General features: G+C 66.4%; 24 protein-coding genes, 1 tRNA gene and 1 other RNA gene. 6 read left to right on the top strand and 20 right to left on the bottom strand.

From position 1 onward, the window contains the following. Position 1 precedes the first annotated feature (1 nt). The 3 genes from ACVJ6E_RS11590 to ssrA form a co-directional block, all read right to left on the bottom strand. A complete protein-coding gene (locus tag ACVJ6E_RS11590; RefSeq protein WP_199680961.1) occupies positions 2-217 on the bottom strand; it encodes a DUF4169 family protein in 216 nt (71 codons plus the stop codon). A gap of 47 nt (positions 218-264) precedes the next feature. Further along, a complete protein-coding gene (locus ACVJ6E_RS11585) occupies positions 265-864 on the bottom strand; it encodes an SspB family protein (RefSeq protein ID WP_120267165.1) in 600 nt (199 codons plus the stop codon). A 212-nt stretch (positions 865-1,076) separates the two neighbouring features. Continuing rightward, positions 1,077-1,446: a transfer-messenger RNA gene (gene ssrA / locus ACVJ6E_RS11580) on the bottom strand. 204 nt (positions 1,447-1,650) lie between these two features. Here ssrA and ACVJ6E_RS11575 point away from each other — a divergent pair. Together ACVJ6E_RS11575 and ACVJ6E_RS11570 are read left to right on the top strand one after the other, a co-directional pair. Further along, a complete protein-coding gene (locus tag ACVJ6E_RS11575; RefSeq protein ID WP_199680963.1) occupies positions 1,651-2,157 on the top strand; it encodes a YHS domain-containing (seleno)protein in 507 nt (168 codons plus the stop codon). A gap of 130 nt (positions 2,158-2,287) precedes the next feature. Continuing rightward, positions 2,288-3,082, top strand: coding sequence for a thymidylate synthase (locus ACVJ6E_RS11570; protein ID WP_120267167.1), 795 nt, complete (start codon positions 2,288-2,290; stop codon positions 3,080-3,082). 52 nt (positions 3,083-3,134) lie between these two features. On the opposite strand, the gene ACVJ6E_RS11565 is transcribed toward ACVJ6E_RS11570, so the two are convergent. From ACVJ6E_RS11565 to ACVJ6E_RS11550, 4 genes are all read right to left on the bottom strand, one after another. Further along, the gene (locus tag ACVJ6E_RS11565) at positions 3,135-3,896 is read right to left on the bottom strand and encodes an ABC transporter permease (protein ID WP_120267168.1); all 762 of its coding nucleotides are present in this window, start codon (positions 3,894-3,896) and stop codon (positions 3,135-3,137) included. Next, complete coding sequence (locus ACVJ6E_RS11560; RefSeq protein ID WP_067217254.1) at positions 3,893-4,819, bottom strand: ABC transporter ATP-binding protein; 927 nt, start codon at positions 4,817-4,819, stop codon at positions 3,893-3,895. The genes ACVJ6E_RS11565 and ACVJ6E_RS11560 overlap by 4 nt, the downstream gene beginning before the upstream one ends. Before the next feature lie 162 nt (positions 4,820-4,981). Then, complete coding sequence (locus tag ACVJ6E_RS11555) at positions 4,982-5,626, bottom strand: hypothetical protein (protein ID WP_120267169.1); 645 nt, start codon at positions 5,624-5,626, stop codon at positions 4,982-4,984. A gap of 162 nt (positions 5,627-5,788) precedes the next feature. Continuing rightward, positions 5,789-5,864 (bottom strand) — tRNA-Lys (locus tag ACVJ6E_RS11550). A gap of 768 nt (positions 5,865-6,632) precedes the next feature. On the opposite strand from ACVJ6E_RS11550, the gene ACVJ6E_RS11545 reads away from it, so the two are divergent. The 3 genes from ACVJ6E_RS11545 to ACVJ6E_RS11535 all read left to right on the top strand — a co-directional run bounded on the left by ACVJ6E_RS11545 (position 6,633) and on the right by ACVJ6E_RS11535 (position 10,995). Next, positions 6,633-8,399, top strand: coding sequence for an acetolactate synthase 3 large subunit (locus ACVJ6E_RS11545; protein WP_120267170.1), 1,767 nt, complete (start codon positions 6,633-6,635; stop codon positions 8,397-8,399). Positions 8,400-8,418: 19 nt separating this feature from the next. Beyond that, positions 8,419-8,991, top strand: a complete 573-nt coding sequence (gene ilvN, locus ACVJ6E_RS11540) for an acetolactate synthase small subunit (protein WP_120268284.1) — start codon at positions 8,419-8,421, stop codon at positions 8,989-8,991. Positions 8,992-9,447: 456 nt separating this feature from the next. Then, positions 9,448-10,995: a 2-isopropylmalate synthase gene (locus ACVJ6E_RS11535; RefSeq protein WP_120267171.1), complete on the top strand. Its 1,548-nt coding sequence runs from the start codon at positions 9,448-9,450 to the stop codon at positions 10,993-10,995. A 115-nt stretch (positions 10,996-11,110) separates the two neighbouring features. Here ACVJ6E_RS11535 and ACVJ6E_RS11530 read toward each other — a convergent pair whose 3' ends face one another. Together ACVJ6E_RS11530 and miaA are read right to left on the bottom strand one after the other, a co-directional pair. After that, positions 11,111-11,653, bottom strand: coding sequence for a GNAT family N-acetyltransferase (locus ACVJ6E_RS11530; RefSeq protein WP_120267172.1), 543 nt, complete (start codon positions 11,651-11,653; stop codon positions 11,111-11,113). A gap of 255 nt (positions 11,654-11,908) precedes the next feature. After that, the gene (gene miaA / locus ACVJ6E_RS11525) at positions 11,909-12,823 is read right to left on the bottom strand and encodes a tRNA (adenosine(37)-N6)-dimethylallyltransferase MiaA (protein ID WP_120267173.1); all 915 of its coding nucleotides are present in this window, start codon (positions 12,821-12,823) and stop codon (positions 11,909-11,911) included. A 32-nt stretch (positions 12,824-12,855) separates the two neighbouring features. Between miaA and serB the strand changes: the two genes are divergently transcribed. Further along, a complete protein-coding gene (gene serB, locus ACVJ6E_RS11520) occupies positions 12,856-13,752 on the top strand; it encodes a phosphoserine phosphatase SerB (RefSeq protein WP_120267174.1) in 897 nt (298 codons plus the stop codon). An 87-nt stretch (positions 13,753-13,839) separates the two neighbouring features. Here the strand turns inward: serB and ACVJ6E_RS11515 are convergent, their stop codons facing one another. The 11 genes from ACVJ6E_RS11515 to ilvC all read right to left on the bottom strand — a co-directional run bounded on the left by ACVJ6E_RS11515 (position 13,840) and on the right by ilvC (position 24,069). Further along, complete coding sequence (locus tag ACVJ6E_RS11515; RefSeq protein WP_120267175.1) at positions 13,840-15,363, bottom strand: DegQ family serine endoprotease; 1,524 nt, start codon at positions 15,361-15,363, stop codon at positions 13,840-13,842. Positions 15,364-15,479: 116 nt separating this feature from the next. After that, complete coding sequence (locus ACVJ6E_RS11510) at positions 15,480-15,665, bottom strand: DUF2065 domain-containing protein (RefSeq protein ID WP_120267176.1); 186 nt, start codon at positions 15,663-15,665, stop codon at positions 15,480-15,482. Beyond that, on the bottom strand, positions 15,662-16,594 hold the full coding sequence (gene hflC / locus ACVJ6E_RS11505; RefSeq protein ID WP_120267177.1) for a protease modulator HflC: 933 nt from the start codon (positions 16,592-16,594) through the stop codon (positions 15,662-15,664). The genes ACVJ6E_RS11510 and hflC overlap by 4 nt, the downstream gene beginning before the upstream one ends. Beyond that, positions 16,594-17,763 (bottom strand): FtsH protease activity modulator HflK, encoded by a 1,170-nt coding sequence (gene hflK / locus ACVJ6E_RS11500; protein ID WP_120267178.1) that lies wholly within the window; start codon positions 17,761-17,763, stop codon positions 16,594-16,596. The genes hflC and hflK overlap by 1 nt, the downstream gene beginning before the upstream one ends. Positions 17,764-17,987: 224 nt before the next feature. Continuing rightward, positions 17,988-19,238 carry an NAD(P)/FAD-dependent oxidoreductase gene (locus ACVJ6E_RS11495; RefSeq protein WP_120267179.1) on the bottom strand — a complete coding sequence of 417 codons (1,251 nt, stop codon included), beginning with the start codon at positions 19,236-19,238 and terminating at the stop codon, positions 17,988-17,990. 11 nt (positions 19,239-19,249) lie between these two features. After that, positions 19,250-20,092 (bottom strand): S-formylglutathione hydrolase, encoded by an 843-nt coding sequence (fghA, locus tag ACVJ6E_RS11490; protein WP_120267180.1) that lies wholly within the window; start codon positions 20,090-20,092, stop codon positions 19,250-19,252. Between the two features lie 31 nt (positions 20,093-20,123). Beyond that, a complete protein-coding gene (locus ACVJ6E_RS11485; RefSeq protein ID WP_120267181.1) occupies positions 20,124-20,660 on the bottom strand; it encodes a GNAT family N-acetyltransferase in 537 nt (178 codons plus the stop codon). Between the two features lie 8 nt (positions 20,661-20,668). Continuing rightward, positions 20,669-21,079, bottom strand: a complete 411-nt coding sequence (locus ACVJ6E_RS11480) for a helix-turn-helix domain-containing protein (RefSeq protein WP_120267182.1) — start codon at positions 21,077-21,079, stop codon at positions 20,669-20,671. A gap of 97 nt (positions 21,080-21,176) precedes the next feature. Beyond that, positions 21,177-22,286, bottom strand: coding sequence for an S-(hydroxymethyl)glutathione dehydrogenase/class III alcohol dehydrogenase (locus ACVJ6E_RS11475; protein ID WP_120267183.1), 1,110 nt, complete (start codon positions 22,284-22,286; stop codon positions 21,177-21,179). Positions 22,287-22,403: 117 nt separating this feature from the next. Further along, positions 22,404-22,931, bottom strand: a complete 528-nt coding sequence (locus ACVJ6E_RS11470) for a dihydrofolate reductase (protein ID WP_120267184.1) — start codon at positions 22,929-22,931, stop codon at positions 22,404-22,406. 118 nt (positions 22,932-23,049) lie between these two features. Continuing rightward, complete coding sequence (gene ilvC / locus ACVJ6E_RS11465) at positions 23,050-24,069, bottom strand: ketol-acid reductoisomerase (protein ID WP_120267185.1); 1,020 nt, start codon at positions 24,067-24,069, stop codon at positions 23,050-23,052. Positions 24,070-24,115 lie beyond the last annotated feature (46 nt).

Raw genomic sequence — 24,115 nt, 5'->3', positions numbered from 1 at the left:
ATTAGTCTTCCTCGCCGGTGCCGTCGGGGGCTCCGTCAGAGGGGGCACGACGGTGGCCCTCGATGTGGACAAGTGCCTTTTCGGCCTCGATGCGGTCGCGGGATTTCTCGGCCTTGGTGCGGCCGAAAAGGCTGCGATTCTGGGCTGCCTTCTCGTCTTTTTCGCGCCGAGTGCGTGCTTTGCGCGCCTGCCTCAGATTGACGATATCCCCGCTCATCATCCGTCCCCTTGCGGCCGATGCTGGTTGCGTGGTCCGGCCGTTTCTCAGGTCTTCTTGCGGAAAGCGTCGAGTGAAACGACGTCGGCGCCGCCCTGCTCGCCGGACTTGTCCTCCTTGGACTCCGGCTTTTCCGATTGATCAGAATTTTGCGAAATTTTGTCCTGAACCGGCGCAATCTTATCTGATTTTGCGTCAACCGTCGTTTTCTCGACGGCCGACAAGGTAGCCTCCGCGCGCTCCTGCTCGCGGGCCGCCTCGACCAGTTCCTCGGGCAGCTCCTCGGCCGTCTTGCCCGGCTCGAACTCCAGCGCGAACTGGACGGACGGGTCGAAGAAACCCTTGATCGCCGAGAACGGGACGAACAGCTTTTCGGGGATACCGCCGAAGGACAGGCCGACCTCGAAGGCGTGCTCGCCGATGGTCAGGTCCCAGAACTGGTGCTGCAGGACGATGGTCATTTCCTTCGGGTACCGCTCGTGCAGGCGCGATGAGATGCGCACGCCCGGCGCGGTGGTCTCGAAGGCGATATAGAAATGGTGCTCGCCGGGCAGGCCGACGCGGGCGACCTCGGAGAGGATCTTGCGGACGGCACCGCGCAGGGCGTCCTGAATGACGATATCGTAGCGGATCAGGTCTTCGGCCATCGCACTTACTGAACGTGAGAATCGGGTCGCGCCCAACATGGCGCGCGAAGACACGAATGAAAAGCGCCGATCAGCGCTCGCCACCGGCCTTTTGGTGCTTGCCCCGCTTTTTTTCGCGAGAACCGCCCGCTGGACACCGCTTGCGCCGACCTCAAGGCCCCTGCCTCTTGTCCGCAGGACGGATCCAGGCGGGCCGAAGTCGACGAAAATTGAGTGGAGGCTTCTGTTGCCAGGTGCCTCCGGACCCCGCCTGACGGGGCTAACCGCCAGGGCTTAAAGGACTACCGGCACCGCATTACGCGGCGACAGCGTTGTCCATAGCATAGTTGTCATTTGCAACTATTGAGACGGCCCGATAACGGCGGAACCATGCCGAGCAAAAGAACGACCTTTACACCCTCGTCGATCCTATTTCGCCCCCGCCGAAACCCGCCGACCGATCAGGTCGTGCGGCGGGCTTGGGTGGAGGCGCCGGGTACCGCCCCCGGGTCCGATAGGCTTATTTCGAAGTCCGTTTATCGCCATAGCCGGCTTGCACCGGCACCCGTGAATATAGGGGCAGCGAGGGCGGCTGAAAAGGGGCGCGTGTCAACCATCGCAAGGCTTGGGAAAACCCCGCCCGCCGGACAGGCCGGCGCGCCCTGCGATCAGCCGGCGAGTGCCCGGAACGCCAGGGGATGCGGGCCATCGCAGGCTTGTGAGACGACGTCATTGGCAGGAGAGCACCGGGTCGCGCTAGAAACGGGTGAGGTGCTGGAAAGGTGCGGGGGCGCGGAGGACAAGGCGATGACACGGGAACGCTCAAGCAGAATTTCGCGCAGGCAGGCGATGCTGGTCGGCGCCGCCACGGTGCTTGTCGCCGGCACGGCGAGCGCGGGCTGGTTCGGGCTCGGCGGCAGCAGCGATACGGGACAGGTGTACACGGGCATCGTCGAAGGGGTCGCCGTTGGCGGCTACGACCCGGTCGCCTATTTCACGCAGGGGCGCCCGGTCGAGGGATCGCCGGAGATCACGACCGATTATCGCGGTGCGACATGGCGCTTTGCCAGCGAGGCGAGCCGGGAGGCGTTCCTGGCCGAGCCGGAGAAATACGCCCCGGCCTATGGCGGCTACTGCTCCTGGGCGGTGGCCCAGGGCAAGCTCGCCAAGGGCGATCCGCAGAACTGGGATATCGTCGAGGGGCGGCTCTATCTCAACTACAGCGACGACATCCAGTCGCGCTGGCGCAAGGACATCCCGGGTTTCATCGACAAGGCGCAGGCCAATTGGCCGGCGCTTGCCGCCGGAGACTGAGCCCTGCCGCGGCAACGGCCGCCGGTGGATTGCAGGGACGAGCACGCAGGTTCGCTTGCCCTTCGCGCCGCAGCCGGGCAACCATGACGGTGCAGAGAATCGGACTGACAATCGGTAGGCGGACGGCAGCGTGCGGCAATATCACGAGCTGATGCAGCGCATCCTCGACGAGGGCGTGAAGAAGACCGACCGGACGGGCACGGGAACCATTTCCGTGTTCGGCCACCAGATGCGTTTCGACCTTGCCGACGGCTTCCCGATGGTGACGACCAAGAAGCTGCACCTGAAGTCGATCATCCATGAACTGCTGTGGTTTCTGGCCGGCGACACCAACATCCGCTACCTGAAGGAAAACGGGGTGCGGATCTGGGACGAGTGGGCCGACGAGAACGGCGATCTCGGCCCGGTCTACGGCTACCAGTGGCGCTCGTGGCCGGCGCCGGACGGCGGGTCCATCGACCAGATTGCCAAGCTGCTGGAGCAGATCCGCAAGACGCCGGACAGCCGGCGCCTGATTGTCTCGGCGTGGAACCCGGCGCTGGTCGACGAGATGGCGCTGCCGCCGTGCCACGCCTTCTTCCAGTTCTATGTCGCCGACGGCCGGCTGTCCTGCCAGCTCTACCAGCGCTCGGCCGACGTGTTCCTCGGCGTGCCGTTCAACATCGCGTCCTACGCGCTGCTGACGATGATGGTGGCGAAGGTGACGGGATACGAGCCGGGCGAGTTCATCCACACGTTCGGCGACGCGCATCTTTACCTGAACCACCTGGATCAGGCGCGCGAGCAGCTGTCGCGGGAACCGCGCGCGCTGCCTCAGATGAAGATCAACGAGGCGGTGACCGACCTCTTTGCCTTCCGCTTCGAGGATTTCGAGCTGGTTGGCTACGATCCGCATCCGCATATCAAGGCGGCGGTCGCCGTCTGAGCGCCAAGCGCTGGCGGGCGGGCCGCGAGGCGGCCCGCACCGGATTTTCGGATCAGGACTTCAGCCGGTAGCCGGTGCGGAAGATCCACCAGATCACCGCAAGGCAGAGCCCCAGAAACAGCAGCGTCATGGCGAGGCTCACGCCGACGTCGACATCCGCCTGGCCGTAGAAGCTCCAGCGGAAGCCGCTGATCAGATAGACCACCGGGTTGAACAGCGTCACCTTCTGCCAGAAGGGCGGCAGCATCGAGATCGAGTAGAAGCTGCCGCCAAGGAAGGCGAGCGGCGTGATGATCAGCATCGGCACGAATTGCAGCTTCTCGAAATTGTCGGCCCAGATGCCGATGATGAAGCCGAACAGGGCGAAGGTGACCGCCGTCAGCATCAGGAACAGCAGCATCCAGCCCGGATGCTGGATCTGCAGCGGCACGAAGAGCGCGGCCGTCGCCAGGATGATCAATCCGACGATGATCGCCTTCGTGGCAGCCGCCCCGACATAGGCGATGACGATCTCCAGATAGGAGACGGGGGCGGAGAGCACCTCGTAGATCGTGCCGGTGAAGCGCGGGAAGTAGATGCCGAACGAGGCGTTCGACACGCTCTGCGTCAACAGCGACAGCATGATCAGCCCCGGCACGATGAAGGCGCCGTAGCTGATGCCGTCCACTTCGGAGATGCGCGAACCGATGGCCGCGCCGAAGACGACGAAATAGAGCGAGGTGGAGATGACGGGGGAGACGATGCTCTGGAACAGGGTGCGGCCCGTGCGGGCCATCTCGAACCTGTAGATCGCCTTGATGGCATGGATGTTCATGACGGCGTCCTGACGAGGTTGACGAAGATCTCTTCCAGCGAGCTCTGCCGGGTCTGCAGGTCGCGGAAGCGGATGCCGGCGGCGTTGAGGTCCTGCAGCAGGGCGGTGATGCCGGTGCGCTCGCCCTGGGTGTCGTAGGTGTAGACCAGCTCGCTTCCGTCGCTGGAAAGCTCCAGGTTGTGGGCCGAAAGGCCGGCCGGCACGGCGGACAGCGGGTCGGCCAGATGTAGGGTCAGCTGCTTGCGCCCGAGCTTGCGCATCAACTCGGCCTTGTCCTCCACCAGAATGATCTCGCCCTTGTTGATGACGCCGACCCGGTCGGCCATCTCCTCGGCTTCCTCGATGTAGTGGGTGGTGAGGATGATGGTGACGCCCGTGTCGCGCAGCTCGCGGATCACCCGCCACATGTCGCGGCGCAGCTCCACGTCGACGCCGGCGGTGGGCTCGTCGAGGAACAGGACGCGCGGCTCGTGGGCGAGCGCCTTGGCGATGAGCACGCGCCGCTTCATGCCGCCGGACAGGGTGACGAGCTTGTTGTCCTTCTTGTCCCACAAGGAAAGGTCGCGCAGGACCTTCTCGACGATGGCCGGGGCCTTGGGCTTGCCGAACAGGCCGCGGCTGAAGGAAACCGTCGCCCAGACGGTCTCGAAGGCGTCGGTGGTGAGCTCCTGCGGCACGAGGCCGATCAGGGAGCGGGCAGCACGGTAGTCGCGGACGATGTCGTTTCCGTCGACCGTGACGCTGCCCGAGGAGGCGTTGACGATGCCGCAGACGATGCTGATCAAGGTCGTCTTGCCGGCGCCGTTGGGTCCGAGAAGGGCGAAGACCTCGCCTTTCTCGATGTCGAGCGACACGGATTTCAGTGCCTGAAAGCCGGTGTCATAGGTCTTCGACAGACCGGAAATGGAAAGGATGGGTGCCATGAAGGGGCCGGATGAAAGAGGGAAAAGGACGAACGCGCGCACGAATGCGGGTTCGAGGGCGCAGGACGGACGATGCCGCCCGGAACCCGGGGTTGGTGGAGCATATAGGAACGAAGGCGCGCTTCAACCAACCCGTGCACGGTGAAAAACGTTGCGGCGGGGTCAAGCGGGGCTGACGGCCCCGATGGCCTCGCGGACCTTTTCCTGAAGCTGGCGCTGACGGTACCACGTGCCGAGAACGTTGTGCACGGCGCCGGGGCAGGGGACCCGCGTGAAGTCGAGATGCTCGGCGATGAGGTCGACCTGCTGCGTGTCGAGCAGATACTCAGTGTCGTAGTAGACGACGAGGCGTTCGGGTTGCGGGCGGGTGGTGATGCGGTGGCGGGGGAAGGGCCCCATCCGTATGGCGTCGTCCTCGCAGCGCGTTTCGAACGGCACCAGGCTGCGCTCCAGCGCAAATTGTGGGCTGAAGGCGAGCGCGGCGTCGAGGCCGAGCAGGTCGGCATAGTTCACCAGGCCGAAGGCGCCCATCGAGGCGGCGAAGCCGATCGTGTGCTCGCTCCGGCTGCTCTCGCGGATGAAATCAAGCGTCTCCTCGATGCCCTCGGACTGGTACCAGTCGTTGCTGGCCGGCACGAGGTTGAGCGTGCGGTAGCCGAGCGGGGCGAGGATGTGGTGGGCGAAGGGGCGGCGCGGGCCGTCTTCCGGCATCCGGTTGGCCAGCGTCACCATCACGACATCCGTGCGCGCCTCGGCGGGAACATGCTCGATGACGGTGTAGGCGGGCGAGGAAAAGATCTGTTTCATCAATCGGCTGAAAACGGCTTGAGAATGCGTGCGGACAGCGAAAATTGTCTCTGTCATGTTCGCGGCCAGCGACAGCCCGTCAATCCTGCGAGAACATGCAGGTCAAACGAAACCGGCGATGCGGTTCCGTGCGGAGCGTCGATGACAGACAAGGGAAGGAAGTGGTGGGTGCACGGGGATTCGAACCCAGGACCGGCTGATTAAGAGTCAGCTGCTCTACCAACTGAGCTATACACCCACGGGCCATTTCGGCCTTTCGGAACATTCATGCCTGTGATTCTTGGTGTCCAAGAGTTCACTGCAACAGTGTCCCGAAGCGGAAAGCGTGTGTCGCCGCCCGCTGTGAGACGGGTGTATACAGAGGCTGCGAGGCGGATGCAAGGGTCTTTTCGCCGGCAGGCGAAAACCGGCCCGGGCGCAAGGCTTTGCGCCGAAAACCGAAGCCTTTCGCTTGGGGATATCTTTTGCCGGAAGGGAGAGCGGGATGCGCGCTCGGCCTCATCGCGGTCAAGGGCGCGTAGCACCGGATCATGCGGGCCGCGGGAGGGCGGGACAGCGGTTTTGCAAGATTCGGCAAGTCCACGGGGTGCTTTGCGAAATTTCCGGATAATGCGCTTGACCGGGGCAGGCGGCGCGTCTAGTTTGCGCGGCGTCGGATCGGCTAAGTCGCAACATGACCCTGTCATGAGCGTTGGGCGACCGACACGCCTTCCGGAGGCGCCTCACGAGGGGCAGGCGGACAGGCATATTGGTAACACCGCCGAACAGGACGGATTTGACGTGACGAAGAGCATCGGGCTCATTCTTGTATGCGGGGCGCGCGCGGCCGGGACGAGGTAACACTCGGTTTCCCAGACAGCTCAGCGCGCGCGAGGCCTCCACCGGAGGCCTTTTTTATTGGCCGCATGCCAGAGAGCGCCCGGACCTGACTTGCGCGGGACGACGTGGCGGAAGACGAAACGGACGGTTCGGGGCGACGACGCCGCGACGATCGAGGACAGGAACGATGAAGCGCGAGATGACCGGCGCCGAAATGGTGTTGCAGGCACTCAAGGACCAGGGGGTCAAGCATGTGTTCGGGTATCCCGGCGGTGCCGTGCTTCCGATCTATGACGAGATCATCCAGCAGGACGAGATCGAGCACGTCCTGGTGCGCCACGAACAGGGCGCGGGCCACGCGGCCGAGGGCTATGCCCGCTCGACCGGCAAGCCGGGCGTCGTGCTGGTCACCTCCGGCCCCGGCGCGACCAACATGGTCACTGCGCTGACCGATGCCCTGCTCGACTCCATCCCGCTGGTCTGCATCACCGGCCAGGTGCCGACGCATCTGATCGGCAGCGATGCCTTCCAGGAATGCGACACGGTCGGCATCACCCGTCCCTGCACCAAGCACAACTGGCTGGTGAAGCGGATCGAGGACCTGCCGCGCATCCTGCACGAAGCCTTCTATGTCGCGACCTCCGGCCGTCCGGGCCCGGTCGTCGTCGACGTGCCGAAGGACATCCAGTTCGCCACCGGCATCTATGATCCGCCGACGCATATCGCTCACAAGTCGTACCGGCCGAAGGTCAAGGGCGATATCGAGCTGATCCGCCACGCGGTCGACCTGCTGTCGCGGGCGCGCAAGCCGATCTTCTATACCGGCGGCGGCGTCATCAATTCCGGCCCGGCGGCGACCCAGCTGCTGCGCGAGCTGGTGCAGCTGACCGGCGCGCCGATCACCTCGACGCTGATGGGCCTCGGCGCCTATCCGGCCTCCGGTGATAACTGGCTGGGCATGCTCGGCATGCACGGCACCTACGAAGCCAACATGGCGATGCACGATTGCGACGTCATGATCTGCATCGGCGCGCGCTTCGACGACCGCATCACCGGCCGGATCGACGCGTTCTCGCCCAAGTCGTTCAAGGTGCATATCGACATCGACCCGTCGTCCATCAACAAGACGGTGAAGGTCGACATCCCGATTGTCGGCGACGTCGCCCATGTCCTGGAGGACATGGTCCGGCTGTGGCGGACCAGCGGGCACAAGCTCGACGCGCCGGCGCTGAAGTCGTGGTGGGAGCAGATCGACCGCTGGCGCGGGCGCAACTCACTCGCCTACCGGCCGTCGGAAGACGTCATCATGCCGCAATACGCCATCCAGCGGCTCTACGAGGCGACCAAGGGCCGCAAGACCTTCGTTTCCACGGAAGTCGGCCAGCACCAGATGTGGGCGGCGCAGTTCTTCGGCTTCGACGCGCCCAACCACTGGCTGACCTCGGGCGGCCTCGGCACGATGGGCTACGGCCTGCCGGCGGCGATCGGCGCGCAGGTGGCACATCCCGACGCGCTGTGCATCGATATCGCGGGCGATGCCTCGATCCTGATGAACATCCAGGAGATGTCGACGGCCGTGCAGTTCGGGCTGCCGGTGAAGGTCTTCATCCTCAACAACCAGTACATGGGCATGGTGCGCCAGTGGCAGCAGCTGCTGCACGGCAACCGGTTGTCGCATTCCTACATGGACAGCCTGCCGGACTTCGTGAAGCTGGCGGAGGCCTTCGGCGGCCACGGCATCGTCGTCGACAAGCCGGCGGACCTGGACGATGCCATCCAGGAGATGATCGACACGCCCAAGCCGGTGATCTTCGACTGCCGGGTGGCGAACCTTGCCAACTGCTTCCCGATGATCCCCTCGGGCAAGGCGCATAACGAGATGCTTCTGCCGGACGAGGCCAACGACGAGGCGGTGGCCAATGCCATCGGCGCGGCCGGCAAGGCGCTGGTCTGAGATCGCGGAGACGAACGAGATGAACGCACAGAACCTCAATGCGCCTTCCGCCTATTTCATGGCCGAGGTGGTCGAGCAGGTCGAGAGCCACACGCTCTCGGTGCTGGTCGACAACGAGCCGGGCGTGCTTGCCCGCGTCATCGGCCTGTTCTCGGGCCGCGGCTACAACATCGACAGCCTGACCGTCTCGGAGACCGAGCACGAGAAGCACCTGTCGCGGATCACCATCGTGACCACCGGCACGCCGATGGTCATCGAGCAGATCCACCATCAGCTGGAGCGGCTGGTGCCGGTGCACCGGGTGACCAACCTGACGGTCGAGGCGCGGCGGCGCAGCTTCGAAAAGCCGCTGGAGCGGGAGCTGGCCCTGATCAAGGTGGCCGGCATCGGCGAGAAGCGGCTGGAAGCCCTGCGGCTGGCGGATGCGTTCCGAGCCACCGTGATCGATGCGACGGCGGAGCATTTCGTCTTCGAGATCACCGGGCGGACCAGCAAGGTGGAGCAGTTCATCGCCATCCTGAAGCCGCTCGGCCTGGTGGAGGTGTCGCGCTCCGGCGTTGCCGCCTTGCAGCGCGGCCCCGAGGGCATCTGACATTTCACACAGGGCGGGGGCGACCCCGCCCTGTTTCGTCTCTTGCGCAGGCCCGCAGCACGAGACCTATGAAAGTCCGCGCAAGTATCTTGCAAGGACGCGGGCGATCGGGTACCACCTTGGTGCATTAACGCCTCTTTCGGGAAATCTTGCGCAAGCTTGGCGCGTTTCCCATGCCACCGGCCCGCAACTGACGGGCAAGACGCAAGGACTGGACGAACCGCATGATCGCCGCTGGCACATATGCCGCTTTTGCGATCGACGCGCGCACGACGCGCGGCGGAGCCCTGCGTCGCGGCGGCCTCCTTCTCCTTATCTGCCCCTGAGCACCGGCTGCCTCCCAGCGGAACGGAGGCGGGCGCTCAGGGGACGAAACCTTCACCGACCGATTGCATTTCGGCCCGCGCCCCATAAACACGCGAGCGGCGCAGGGCCAGACCCGAAGGGAAACGGATAATGTCTGCCCAGGACCAGATCTTCATTTTCGACACCACCTTGCGCGACGGCGAGCAGTCGCCCGGCGCCTCCATGACTCTGGAAGAGAAGCTGCAGGTGGCCGAAATCCTCGACGACATGGGTGTCGACATCATCGAGGCGGGCTTTCCGATCGCGTCCAACGGCGATTTCGAGGCGGTCTCCGAGATCGCCAAGCGCACCAAGCGTTCGGTGATCGCGGGCCTCGCCCGTGCCATCCATGCCGATATCGACCGGGCGGGCGAGGCGGTACGCCATGCCGAGCGCGGCCGCATCCACACCTTCGTCTCCACCTCGCCGATCCATCTGGAGCACCAGATGAAGAAGACCGAGGCGCAGGTGCTCGACATCATCACCGACACGGTCGGTCGGGCCCGCAACCTGATCGACGACGTGGAGTGGTCGGCGATGGACGCCACCCGTACGCCGATCGAGTATCTGTGCCGCTGCGTCGAGGCGGCGATCCGCGCCGGCGCCACCACGATCAACCTGCCGGACACGGTCGGCTATGCGACGCCGGACGAATACAAGTCGATGTTCGAGCAGATCCGCGCCCGCGTGCCGGATGCGGACAAGGCGATCTTCTCCGTGCATTGCCACAATGACCTGGGCCTCGCCGTCGCCAATTCGCTGGCCGGTGTCGCCGGCGGCGCGCGGCAGATCGAGTGCACGATCAACGGCCTCGGCGAGCGCGCCGGCAATGCGGCGCTGGAGGAGATCGTCATGGCGATCCGCACCCGCTCCGACGTGCTGCCCTACAGCTGCTCCGTCGAGCCGCGCTATCTGACCCGCGCCTCCAAGCTGGTTTCGGCGGTGTCCGGCTTCCCGGTCCAGTTCAACAAGGCCATCGTCGGCAAGAACGCCTTCGCGCATGAAAGCGGCATTCACCAGGACGGCATGCTGAAGAATGCCGAGACCTACGAGATCATGCGTCCCGAGGATGTGGGCGTGAAGGCCACCTCGCTGGTGATGGGAAAGCATTCGGGCCGCCATGCCTTCCGCCAGAAGCTGGAAGAGCTGGGCTACGAGATCGGCGACAACGCGTTCGAGGACGCCTTCCGCCGGTTCAAGGACCTCGCCGACCGCAAGAAGCACGTCTATGACGAGGACATCGAGGCCCTGGTCGAGAACGAGATCGCGACCCAGGGCGAGCAGATCAAGGTGATCGCGCTCACGGTCATCGCCGGCACGGGCTCGGCCGGCAAGGCGATCCTGACGCTCGACGTCAACGGCCGCCACGAGACGCGCGAGTGCACGGGCGACGGTCCGATCGACGCAACGTTCAACGCCATCAAGACCATCGTGCCGCATGATGCGCGCCTGTCGCTCTACCAGGTGCATGCGGTGACGGAAGGGACCGACGCGCAGGCGGAAGTGTCCGTCCGGCTCGAGTCGAACGGCCGCATGGCGACCGGCAAGGGCGCGGATACCGACACGCTGGTGGCCTCGGCCCGCGCCTATATCTCGGCGCTCAACCGCCTGATCGCCCGCCAGAGCAAGCCGGACCACCAGGAACTCAAGGCCGTCTGAGCCGCCATCAGGTCTGACGGATCGACATGAGAAAAAAAGCCCCCGGCGGAGCGATCCGCCGGGGGCTTTTGTATGGGGTACTACAAGGCCGGAAAGCCGGTGTCCCGATTCCCGCTCAGGCGCTGGCGCGGGCGTAGCGGGCAAGGGCCGGCGAGAGCACCTGCAGGCAGTCGAAGGCGTTTCCGTCGATCACCGTACGCTGGCGCTGCGAGAAGCCGATGCCTTCCACCATGCGGCGGGCGGGGTCGTTGCCGGCGGCCACGAAGGCGATCAGGTGGGTGAAATAGGTGTTCTCGAAGAACCAGGTCACCAGGGCGCTGGCCAGTTCCGAGGCGTAGCCCTTGCCCCAGAGCTGCGGCTTCAGGCAGATGCTGAGCGCCACTTCCGAGGTTTCGGGATAGACGGAAAAGCCCGCGCGGCCGGCGAAACCGCCGTCCTGCAGGGTCGCTTTCCACTGGCTGAAGCCGCGGTGGTCCTGACCCTCGATATAATCGCGCAGGCGCTGCTCGGCGTCTTCGCGCGAGCGGATCGCCTCGTGCGAGGCGAGGAAGCGGTTGACGCCCTCATCGCAATGCAGGGCGTAGAGATCGCCGGTGTCGGCGTCACTGAAGGTGGACAGACGCAGGCGCTGCGTCTCGAGAATCGCGTTGTCCGCCATGTCTCTCTCCTTGCGGGTCCGTTGCCGATGGGGGCGGCGCGGTGTCCGTAAAAGACGGTCTGGCGGGATCGGGACCTTGCGGCCCTTCCTCCGGAAGAATGGCTGTCGCGCGATCTTCGCCGCGTCGAGCCGGGGGGCACATGATGGGATGTACCGGACAGTGCCTGCAGGGATTCGCGCCGGGGCGCCACAGGCCTGACTTCGTTTACGAGAAGTTTATGCGCAAATGATGGCGATTCAATCAAGAGATGTAGTTTACGCGCCTCCTCGTAAAACGCGTTGCCAGGCGGCAGTATCGGCCGGGTCGAGGCGGGGCCAGTCGCCGAGCTGGCCGCGGAAGAAGGTTTCCTGTCGCTTGGCATAGCGGCGGGTCTCGGTCGTCGCCTTCTCGACGGCATGCTCCAGCCCGTCGAGATCGGCGGGAAGGGAGCCGAGTTCGCGCACGCCGATCGCCTTCATCGCAGGCAGTTCGGGATCAAGGTTGCGGGCGAGCAGGCGGCGGGCCTCTTCCACCGCGCCGGCCTCCACCATCGTGCGGAATCGGTTGGCGATGCGCTCATGCAGCCAGGGACGGGGCGGGGCAAGCACCAGGCGCGCGGCCTCAGGGCCGACCAGGACGGGACCCTGCTGCTGCTGCCAGTAGGCGAGGGAGCGGCCGGTCGCCTCCATCACTTCCAGTGCGCGCAGGATGCGCTGCGTGTCGCCGGGCTCGAGGCGGGCGGCGATCTGCGGGTCGACTTCGGCCAACCGACGGTGAAGCGCGCCGGCGGGCGCGTCCGCGGCCTCTGTCCGCAGGCGGGTGCGAATCTCTTCCGGGATCGGCGGGACGGCGGAGAGGCCGCCCGAAAGGGCGCGGAAATAAAGGCCGGTGCCCCCGACGATGACGAGCGGTCTGCCGGCCGCGCGCGCCTCGTCCAGAACCTTGCCGATATCCTCCAGCCAGCGGGCGACCGACCAGGGCTCTGCCGCATCGACATGGCCGTAGAGGCGATGGGGCGCCATCGCGAGATCGGCCGGCGAGGGACGGGCGGTCAGCACCTGGAGATCGGCATAGACCTGCATGCTGTCCGCATTGGCGATCCAGGCGCCATCGCGCGCCGCCAGCTCCAGGGCCAGCGCCGACTTGCCGCTCGCCGTGGGTCCGGCTATCAACGTGACCGGTTTCGCCACTTCTTCCTCATTCCCTTGCAAGGCGCTTCACGATGTCGCTTGTCGCAACCCTCGTCGCCAATCCCTCGCGCCCGGTCCTCGACGAGACGCTCGTCGCGCGGGCGCTCCATGTGTTGCCGGCGGGTGCTGCGGCCGACTGGCTGGCCGCCGGTATCGCCTGCGACCTCGCCTTCGGCGGCACGCAGGCACAGGCCGGCGAGTTCGACGCGCGCTTGCGCGAGGTGGTCGCCGACGCACCCGTCGACGTCCTTGTGCAGAAGCACGAGGGCAGACGCAAGCGCCTGCTGATCGCCGACATGGATTCCACCATGATCGGGCAGGAATGCATCGACGAACTGGCCGCCGCCGTCGGCAAGAAGGACGTGATCGCGGCGATCACCGAGCGGGCGATGCGCGGCGAGCTGGAGTTCGAGCCGGCCCTGCGCGAACGTGCCGCGATGCTGGCCGGCCTGCCGGCGAGCGTGATCGGCGAGGTGCTGGCGAACCAGATCACACTGACGCCGGGCGCGCGCGAACTGGTCGGCACGATGCGGGCGCATGGGGCCTATTGCGCGCTGGTTTCGGGGGGCTTTACGGCTTTCACCTCGGAGATCGCCGCGCAGCTCGGTTTCCACGAGAACAAGGCGAACACGCTGGGGATCGCCGACGGGCACCTGACCGGAACGGTTGGCGAGCCGATCCTGGGGCGTGAGGCCAAGCGCCAGCGGCTGGAGGAACTGCTGGCGGAGAAGGGGCTCGATGCGTCCTCGGCGATTGCCGTCGGCGACGGCGCCAACGATCTGGCGATGATCGAGCGGGCGGGACTGGGCGTTGCCTATCATGCAAAGCCGGCGGTCGCGGCGGCGGCCGATGCACGGGTCGACCATGGCGACCTGACCGCGCTGCTGTATTTCCAGGGCTACCGGGCAAGCCACTTCGCCGCCGGCTGAGCCGCACGGTTCAACGGAATACAAAAAGGCCGCGGGCGAACCCGCGGCCTTTCTTTTTTGCGTTCGGGCAGGGGCCCGCGCCTGCGCCTACGGCTCGATGGTCAGCGGGATGAAGCGGACTTCGCCCTGCGCGTTCGAGATCAGGAACAGGGCAAGGCGGCGGCTCTCGCCCTTCAGCGCGTCGACCCGGGCGATGATGTCGGCGGGCGAGGAGACAGCCTCCTGCGCGACTTCGACGATCACGTCGCCGGCGGCGATGCGCTTTTCAGCGGCGCCCGAGCCATCCTCGACGGCGGTGACCACCACGCCCTTGACGTCGGCAGCGATGGAGTACTGCGTGCGCAGCTCCTCGGTGAGCGACGACAGGGTCATGCCGAGCACGGTCGGCGTCTCGTCGGCCGGAGCCTTGTCGGACGGCGCGGTGCTGTCGGCGGTGGCGGAGGCATCGGCCTCCTCGAGGCGGCCCAGCGTGACCTTCAGGGTGACTTCCTCACCCTTGCGCAGGACCACGACGGAGACCTCCTCGCCGACCGGCGTATCGGCGACCATGCGCGGCAGGTCGTGCATGGCCGGAACGCGAGCGCCGTTGAACTCCAGCACCACGTCGCCGGCCTCGAAGCCCGCGTCTTCCGCCGGGCCACCCTCGGTGATGCCGGCGATCAGCGCGCCTTCGGCCTTGTCCATGCCCAGGCTCTCGGCGATCTCGTCGGTCACTTCCTGGATGCGGACGCCGAGCCAGCCACGGCGGGTCTCGCCGAACTCGCGCAGCTGCGCGATGACTTTGGTCGCGGTCTCGGACGGGATCGCGAAGCCGATGCCGATCGAGCCGCCCGAGGGCGAGATGATCGCGGTGTTGATGCCGATGACTTCGCCGTTGCGGTTGAACAGCGGGCCGCCGGAATTGCCGCGATTGATGGAGGCGTCGGTCTGGATGTAGTTGTCATACGGGCCGGAATTGATGTTCCGGTTCCGGGCGGAGACGATGCCGGTGGTGACCGTGCCGCCGAGGCCGAACGGGTTGCCGATGGCCATCACCCACTCACCGACGCGCAGGCTCTCCGAATCGCCGAAGGAGACGGCCTTGAGCGGAGAGACGGGCTTCACCTTGAGCACGGCGATGTCGGTCTTGCTGTCGCGGCCGATCACCTCGGCGGCCAGCTTGCTGCCGTCGTTGAAATTGGCGGTGATCTCGTCGGCGCCCTCGATCACGTGGTTGTTCGTGATGATGATGCCTTCCTCGCCGTCGATGACGAAGCCGGAGCCGAGCGACTGCACCCGGCGCGGGCGACTGTTGTCGCGGTTCTGCCGGTTGAAGAACTCGTCGAAAAACTCCTGGAAGGGAGAGCCTTCCGGCACCTGCGGCAGCGGCACGGAGCGCTGTGCGGTGACGTTCTGCGCCGTGGAGATATTGACCACCGCGTCGAGCAGGGATTCTGCAAGATCGGGGATCGAGTCCGGAGCCTGGGCCCGGGCCACGCCGTAATCGGCGAGCGTTGCGGGCACGGCCAGGGCCAGGGCGAGGGCGGCGGCGGCAAGCCGGCGCGCAATACGGCGGGAGCCTGCCGTCGCGGACGGGCTGGCCTGACGCTGGTGGGTGTTCAACAGGGCCATAGGCCGTTGTCCTCCATCTGGGTTCGGGGGACGCACCCCGCGATCTCTGGCGACCGGCCGGAACGCGAGGCGCCCCGGCCGGTCCTGATAAGTCTGCTTCCGTGTTCTCGCGAAGGTTATCCGCGGACAAGCCAGACGATGAAAACGCCGATTATGGCGGCAATCAGTCCACCTGTCCGCAGGACTCCTTCAGGCAGCTCCAGCATTTGCCGGATCGCCTGTTTCATGCCTCCCGGAGCGAGCGCATAAAGCGCTCCCTCGAGAGCCAGGACAAGGCCCAGTGCGACCCAGAGATCGCTCACTGGGCGAGCGGACCCCGAGCGACCGGCGCCTCGCCGCTGGCGGCGGGCGCCTGGGGCCGGGGAGCGCCGCTGGGATCGCGGAAGTAACGGAAGAACTCGGAGGTCGGCGACAGGACCATGGAGGTGTCGCCGGCCTTCAGGCCTTCCGCATAGGCCTGCATCGAACGATAGAAGCTGAAGAACTCCGGATCGCGGGTGAAGGCATCCGCGAAGATGCGGTTCCTTTCCGCATCGCCGTCACCGCGGATCACCTCGGCGTCGCGCTTGGCCTCGGCGACGATGACGGTGGAATCGCGCTCGGCACGCGAGCGGATGCGCTGCGCCTGCTCGGCGCCCTGCGCACGGATCTCGGTCGCCTCGCGCTGACGCTCCGTCTGCATGCGGCGGAAAACCGCATCGGAGTTGGTCTGCGGCAGGTCGGCCCGGCGGATCTTCACGTCCACCACCTCGATGCCGATGGGGGCGGCGCGCGAGGCGACGTCCTGGCGGATCTGGTCCATCAGGCCGGAACGGTCGTCACGCACCATCTGCACGAAGGTGGCGCGCGCGAGCACCGAACGAAGGCTCGACTGCAGGAAGGTGGACAGGCGCTGGTTCGCCTCGCCGATATTGTTCACCGTCTGGTAGAACAGCACCGGATCGGTGATGCGGTAGCGGGCGAAGGCGTCGACGACCAGGCGCTTCTTGTCCGACAGGATCGGCTCGATGAGCGGCATGTTCAGATCGAGCACGCGCTTGTCGAAATAGACCACGTTCTGGAAGAAGGGGATCTTGAACTTCAGGCCCGGTTCCTGTTCCGCGCGCCTGATCTCGCCGAACTGCAGCACCAGCGCCTGCTGGGCCGGGTTGACGATGAAGATCGACAGGTAGAGTGCGACTGCGGCGAGGGCGACGATGATGCCGCCGATCCCGAAAAGACCGTTCTTCATCACTGGTTGCCTCCGCTGCGGGCGGCGCCCTGGTTTCGGTTGAGCTGGTCGAGCGGCAGGTAGGGCACGACGCCCGAGCCGCTGGCGCTCTCGTCGATGATGATCTTGGTGTTGCGGCCAAGGACCTGTTCGAGCGTCTCCAGATACAGGCGCTCGCGGGTCACGTCCGGAGCCTTCTGGTACTCGTCCAGGATCTTCACGAAGCGCTGCGCCTGACCGTTGGCCTCGGCGACCGTCTGCTCGCGATAGGCGTTGGCGGCTTCGAGAATGCGGGCAGACTCGCCGCGAGCTTCCGGCACGACGCGGTTGGCATAGGCCTGCGCCTCGTTCTGGATGCGCTCCTGGTCGGCACGGGCGGCCTGCACGTCGCGGAAGGCCTCGATGACCTGCTGCGGCGGGTCGACCTTCTGCATCTGCACCTCGGTGACCTCGACGCCGGCGCCGTAGCCGTCCAGCGCGGTCTGCATCAGCTCCTGCACGGCGATCTGGATCGGAGTACGGTTCTCACCCAGAATGGCGTCGATGTTGCTCTCGCCGACAACCTCGCGCATGGCGCTCTCGGCGACGGCCTTCACGGTGCCGTCCGGATCCTGGATGTTGAACAGGAAATTGGACACGCCTTCCGGCGTGTTGCGGATGCGCCACTGCACCTTGAAGTCGACGTCGACGATGTTTTCGTCGCCGGTCAGCATCAGGCTTTCCTCAACCACGTCCTGGCTGGTGACACGGGTGCCGCTGACACTCTCGCGCAGACCCACGGTGATTTCGCGAATGCGCAGGACTTCCGGCGTAAAGACGGTGCCGACGGGGTAGGGCCAGTTGTAGTTCAGACCAGGCGCGGTCTGGCCGGTAACCTTGCCGAAGACCAGTTCGACACCGACCTGGCCCTGCTCGACCCGGTAAGCCCCGGTCGCGAGCCAGATACAGGCTGCGATGATCAGCGCCAGCAGGATTCCCTTGAAGCCGAGATTGCCGCCACCGGGCAGTACGGTTTTCAGCGTGTTCTGGCTGCGTTTCAGCAGCTCTTCCAGGTCCGGCGGGTTTCCGCCACCACCGCCGCCACGCTGCGGGCCGCCCCCCCAAGGGCCGCCACCGCCGGAACCGCCCCAGGGGCCACCGCCCCCGCCGCCCTTCCAGCCGCCGCCACCATTCTGGTTGCTCCAAGGCATCAAGACATCCTTCACTGGGGAAACGGCACGGTGCCGTTTCCGGTTGTTCGTCGACACGCCACGCGGGCCTTGTCGGGTTATAGGGAGATTGCCCCCGCCTTTCAACGAAAGCCGGTGCCTGCACCACCCTTTCGAAGTGGCGACGAGCCCGGGCGATGTCAATGCGCGCACGGCGGAAAACAGCCGTTTCGCCGCGACCGGTGACGAATTGGCGCAAGGATGGTTTACGACCGTCCCGCAATCACCTGCGCGGCTGCCGCAAGACCGGTCTCGCGGGCCCCGTGGGCGGTGGAAAACGCCGCTTCCGAGACGGCCTCGCCGGCGATGAAAAGCCGCTCGCCGACCGGTTGTCGCAGCACGGCCCGGGCTCCCGCATGGCCAGGCAGGGCACAGGAGTAGGCACCGAGCACATGCGGGTCCGAGCCCCAATGGGTCGCGGTCGCAGCGCGCACCCGGCGGGCGATATCGTTGCCGAGCATGTCCTTCAGCGCCTCCAGGGCAAACCCTGTCATCGCCGCCTCGCCCTCGCTCTCCAGCGCCTTCGCCGCTTCGCCGCAGAGCTGGCCGACGACCAGCGGCCAGCCGAGATGATTGGCGACGAAGTTGACCGGCGGGCGGTCCGGCCGGTCGGGATCGAGCGTGTCGACATAAACGTTCTCGCCGAACTCAGCCAGCGGGGCATCCAGCAGGAAGGCGACCTTTTCGGCGAGGCCGGTCGGGCAGCCGGCGGCGGCCTCGCTCACTTCCGCCGGCAGATCGGGGAGGAAGCGGATCGCGCCGCTGGCGATCACATTGGTGGACACGGTGAGGATGACATGTCCGGCGCGCAAGGTGCCGCGGTTCGTCTCGATCCGGATCGGCGTGTCGCGTGTGTCTATGCTGCGGACCTCGACCCCTAGATGCACGGGCACATGCGCCGAGGTGCGGGCGACGAGCGCGCCGTAGCCGTCGGAAACCGGCCAGTTCTCGTAAGTGTCTGAATAGGCGGCGAGATCGAGCGCGGAGATGCGCTCCGGCGGCAGGGCGGACAGCAACGTCAGCCAGTGACGGGCAAGGCGCCACCAGGGGCCGGAGGTGTCGCAGCCGGCAATGGCCGGCCGGTCCGGCTCGCCGGGGCCGGCGGCGGCGGCCTCGAAGGCCGCTTCGACCGCGTTCCAGGCCTCGCGGGCGGTCTGTTCGTCGGCCTTCTGCGTGCCGAGGAAGAGATCGGCAGAGCGGCGTGTGCTGCGCACCATGTAGCGCATGCCGAGCCGGTCGGCTGCTGCGCGGAAGGGATTGCGCGAGGCGCTGTGCAGCCAGTGGCACCCCCGGTCGAAGGGGATGCCGCCGAAGACATGGCGATCGGTCCAGGCCCGTCCGCCGACCCGCTCCTTGGCTTCCAGCACGGCAAAGCTCAGCCCGCTGGTGGCGAGACGCTCGCCGGCGGCAAGCCCGGCTGCGCCGGCCCCGATAACGATGACGTCGTACTCGCCCACAGCGCCGCTCCTCAGCCGGTCAGGCGCGCCGCATGCCAGGCGACATGGTCGGCGAGGAAGGTGGAGATGAAATAGTAGGAGTGGTCGTAGCCGCCCTGCATGCGCAAGGTGAGGTCGACGCCGGACTTGCGGCAGGCTCGCTCGAAGTTCCAGGGCTTGAGCTGCTCTTCCAGGAAGCCGTCGGCGGTGCCCTGGTCGATCAGGATGTCGCCGGACCAGCCGGTGTGCTCGACCAGATGGCAGGCGTCATGGGCGGCCCAGGCCCCGCGATCCGCGCCGAGATAGGCGGTGAAGGCCTTCTCGCCCCAGGGGCAGTCGAGCGGGTTGACGATCGGGGCGAAGGCGGAGACCGAGCGGAATCGGTCGGGATGCTTCATGGCAAGGGTCAGGGCACCATGGCCGCCCATCGAGTGGCCGGTGACGCCGACGGCGCCTTCCCACACGGGCAGCTCGGCCGAGACGAGGTCGAAGAGCTCGCGCGCGACGTAGCTCTCCATCGCGAAATTCGGCGCCCAGGGTGCCTGGGTGGCATCGATGTAGAAGCCGGCGCCCTGGCCGAGATCATAGGCGGCATCGTTGGCGACGCCCTCGCCGCGCGGGCTGGTGTCCGGGGCGATGAGAATCAGCCCGTACTCGGCGGCAAGACGCTGGTAGCCGGCCTTGGTGGTGGCGTTCTCCCAGGTGCAGGTGAGGCCCGAGAGATAGAAGAGGGTGGGGCAGGCCTCGCCGCGCAGGGCCTCGGCCGGCAGGAAGGCGGCGAATTCCATGTCCGTTCCGGTGGCGGTGGAGGCATGGCGATAGACGCGCTGCTCGCCGCCGAAAGCGCGGGCGGAAGAAATGGTGTCGAGGGTCATGGACATCGGCTCTCGCGTGATGGGGAGGGGGTCAGGTGTCGTGCGAGGCGGGATCGCGCAGCATGTCGACATGCGGGATCCCGTCTTCCAGGTAGGTTTCGGATACGGGCATGAAGCCGTGGCCGGCGTAGAAAGCCGTCAGATGCGCCTGTGCCGACAGGACCTGCGGGCAGCCCGGCGCGATGCGCCGTGCCTCGGCAAGGGCCGCGCTCATCAGGTAGTCGCCAAGGCCGGTGCCGCGCCAGGCCGGTGCAACGACGATGCGGCCGATGCGCAGCGGTTCGCCCGCCGCTTGCGGCCTCAGCAGGCGCAGGCAGGCGGCAAGGTTCTCATCATCCGGGCCGTTTTCGCCGGGCGCGCTCACCAGCAGATGGCGGGCTTGCGGGTCGCGGCCATCGATCTCCGGATAGGGGCAGGCCTGCTCGACGACGAAGACATCGACGCGCAGGCGCAGCATGGCATGGAGCTGGCGCGGCGAGAGCTCGTCCATCTCCGCCCACAGGGCGGCAAGGGGCGGTCTGCCGGCTATTGCCGGAAGGGCGGGGGCGCCGAGCGTGGGGCTGGTCATGGCTGCGCTCACGCGCCGGGACCCGGCGCGTCCTTGCCGACGAGACGGCCGATCTGCTCGACCTGTGCCTCCAGGCGGTCCAGTGCCTCGCCGGTGCGCTCGTGCGTCTCGCGAAGCAGCTTGAGGCTCGAAGCGATCAGCGCCATTTCGCTCGCCAGCGGGGTTTCGGCCGGTGCATCGCCGAGGCCGTAGAGCAGCCAGGTGGGACTGACGCCGAGAAAGCCGGCCAGCATGGTCAGCCGGTTGGCGCGGGGCTCCGACCGGCCGGTCTCCCAGGCGTTGACGGTCGCGGTCTTGACGCCGAGGCGCCGGGCGAGCTGGGCGGAGGAGAAATTCGCCGCCTCGCGTGCGCGGCGAATGCGCCCGCCGATGGTGTCGCCGTCGCGCGGCTCCGCCCACATGTTCTCGGTCTCGCTCATCGGTCCCCCCGGTTCGTGCTGCTTGCGCCGCAGGTGCGGCTTGCCCCGCAAGCGGGGCGCGGTGCGGGCCGGGGGCGGTGCCTCCGGCCCGCCTTGATCAGAACGTCACGACGGAACGGATCGACTTGCCGTCGTGCATCAGGTCGAAGGCCTTGTTGATCTCCTCGAGCGGCATGGTGTGCGTGATCATGCTGTCGATCTCGATCTTGCCGTCCATGTACCAGTCGACGATCTTCGGCACGTCGGTCCGGCCGCGCGCGCCGCCGAAGGCCGAGCCGCGCCAGGAACGGCCGGTGACCAGTTGGAACGGACGGGTGGAGATCTCCTGTCCGGCACCGGCGACGCCGATGATGATCGACTCGCCCCAACCCTTGTGGGCGCATTCCAGCGCCTGGCGCATGGTGTCGGTGCGGCCGATGCACTCGAAGGAATAATCCGCGCCGCCCTTGGTGAGGTCGACGAGATAGGGAACGAGGTCGCCCTCGACTTCCAGCGGGTTGACGAAGTGGGTCATGCCGTAGCGCTCGGCCATGGCCTTCTTGTCGGGGTTGATGTCGACGCCGACGATCATGTTGGCGCCGACGAGGCGGGCGCCCTGGATGACGTTCAGGCCGATGCCGCCGAGGCCGAAGACCACGACATTGGAGCCCGGCTCGACCTTGGCGGTGTTGATGACCGCACCGATGCCGGTGGTGACGCCGCAGCCGATGTAGCAGATCTTGTCGAAAGGCGCGTCGGGACGGACTTTGGCGAGCGCGATCTCAGGCAGCACCGTGTAATTGGCGAAGGTCGAGGTGCCCATATAGTGGAAGATCTTCTCGCCGCCGATGGAGAAGCGCGAGGAGCCGTCCGGCATCACGCCCGCGCCCTGCGTGGAGCGGATCTTCTGGCACAGGTTGGTCTTCGGGTTGAGGCAGTACTCGCACTCGCGGCACTCGGGCGTGTAGAGCGGAATGACGTGGTCGCCCGGCTTCAGCGAGGTGACGCCCTTGCCGACCTCGACGACGACGCCGGCGCCCTCATGACCGAGAATGGCCGGGAACAGGCCTTCCGGATCGTCGCCCGACAGGGTGAAAGCATCGGTGTGGCACACGCCGGTCGCCTTGATCTCGACCAGCACCTCGAAGGCGCGCGGGCCTTCGACCTGCACCGTTTCGATCGACAGCGGCTGGCCGGCCTTGAAGGCGACTGCAGCACGTACGTCCATGGGAAACCTCCAGCTATGGGACGAGGTAGGATAGGAAAACGCTTCCGCTCCGCTTTGGAGAGCGATCCTAGGAAATTGGGCCGGCGGGCGAAAGGCCCGAGGCGACAAACAGGCGTCTCAGCGCGACGGCGCCTGTGTACAGCGGCGAAAGGTCAGGAAGGTGACGTCGGCCGTGTCCTTCTCGCCGCGCGGCGGCGTCTCGCGCGTCACTTCCTGCCAGCGCAGCGGGTCGATCTTCGGGAACAGCGTGTCGCCGGCGGGCGCGGCATGCACGCGGGTGATCTCCAGCCGGTCGGCCATGGGCAGGGCAGCCGCGTAGATCGTGCCGCCACCGATGACCATCACCGCGTCGCCAGCGGTCTCGCCGGCAAGCGCAAACGCCTCGTCGAGCGAGCCGGCGCGCGCGACGCCCTCATGCGCCCAGCCCGCATCGCGGGTGACGACGATGTTGCGGCGACCGGGCAGCGGGCGGCCGATGGACTCGAAGGTCTTGCGGCCCATCACGACCGGATGGCCGAGGGTGAGGCGCTTGAAGCGCTTCAGGTCGGTGGAGAGTTTCCAGGGCATGTCGCCATCCGAGCCGATGACGTCGTTCTCGCCGACGGCGGCGATCAGCACGATCTCGGGTCTTGCGGATGCGGTCATCTCTGGCTCCTGGCGGGTGTTGTCAACGCCTCTAGTAGCGCCGTCGCCCGCAAATGAAAACGGCCCGCGGGTGCGGGCCGTCTCCGTTTCGCTCCGGCGGGGCCGGAAGCGTATGGGATCAGTTGCGCTCCTTGTCGACCAGGGCGCCCTTCTTGATCCACGGCATCATGCCGCGCAGCTTCTCGCCGACTTCCTCGATCTGGTGGGAATCGTTGAGGCGACGGGTCGCCTTGAAGCGGGCCTGGCCGCCCTTGCATTCCTGCATCCACTCCGAGGTGAACTTGCCGGTCTGGATGTCGGTCAGGATGCGCTTCATCTCGGCCTTGGTCTCCGAGGTCACGACGCGCGGACCGGACATGTACTCACCCCACTCGGCGGTGTTCGAGATGGAGTAGTTCATGTTGGCGATGCCGCCCTCGTAGATGAGGTCGACGATGAGCTTCACCTCGTGGAGGCACTCGAAATAGGCCATCTCCGGAGCGTAGCCGGCCTCAACCAGCGTCTCGAAGCCAGCGCGGATCAGCTCGACCAGACCGCCGCACAGGACTGCCTGCTCGCCGAACAGGTCGGTCTCGCACTCTTCCTTGAAGGTGGTCTCGATGATGCCCGAACGGCCGCCGCCGACGCCGCAGGCATAGGCCAGGCCGAGGTCCAGGGCGTTGCCCGAAGCGTCCTGATGAACGGCGACGAGGCACGGCACGCCGCCGCCCTTCTCGTACTCGCCGCGGACGGTGTGGCCCGGGCCCTTCGGAGCGACCATGAGGACGTCGACGGTCGACTTGGCCTCGATCAGGCCGAAATGGACGTTCAGGCCGTGCGCGAAGGCAATGGCGGCGCCGTCACGGATGTTGTCGGCGATGTGGTCGCGGTAGATGTCGGCCTGGAGCTCGTCCGGGGTTGCCATCATCATCAGGTCGGCCCAGCCGGCCGCCTCGGCGACGCTCATGACCTTAAGGCCGTCGGCCTCGACCTTCTTGGCGGTGGTGGAGCCGGGGCGCAGGGCCACGACGATGTCCTTGACGCCGGAATCCTTGAGGTTCAGCGCATGGGCGCGGCCCTGGCTGCCATAGCCGATGACGGCGACCTTCTTGGACTTGATGAGGTTGAGGTCGGCATCGCGATCATAATAAACGCGCATCTGGTATCTCCCGTTTGGCGTTTTGGGTTGGACCGGGAAACTTTCC

The organism is Stappia sp. G46H5W (assembly GCF_058448995.1).
The sequence above is the reverse complement of the archived record's forward strand: the minus strand, read 5'-3'. Positions and strand labels throughout refer to the sequence as shown.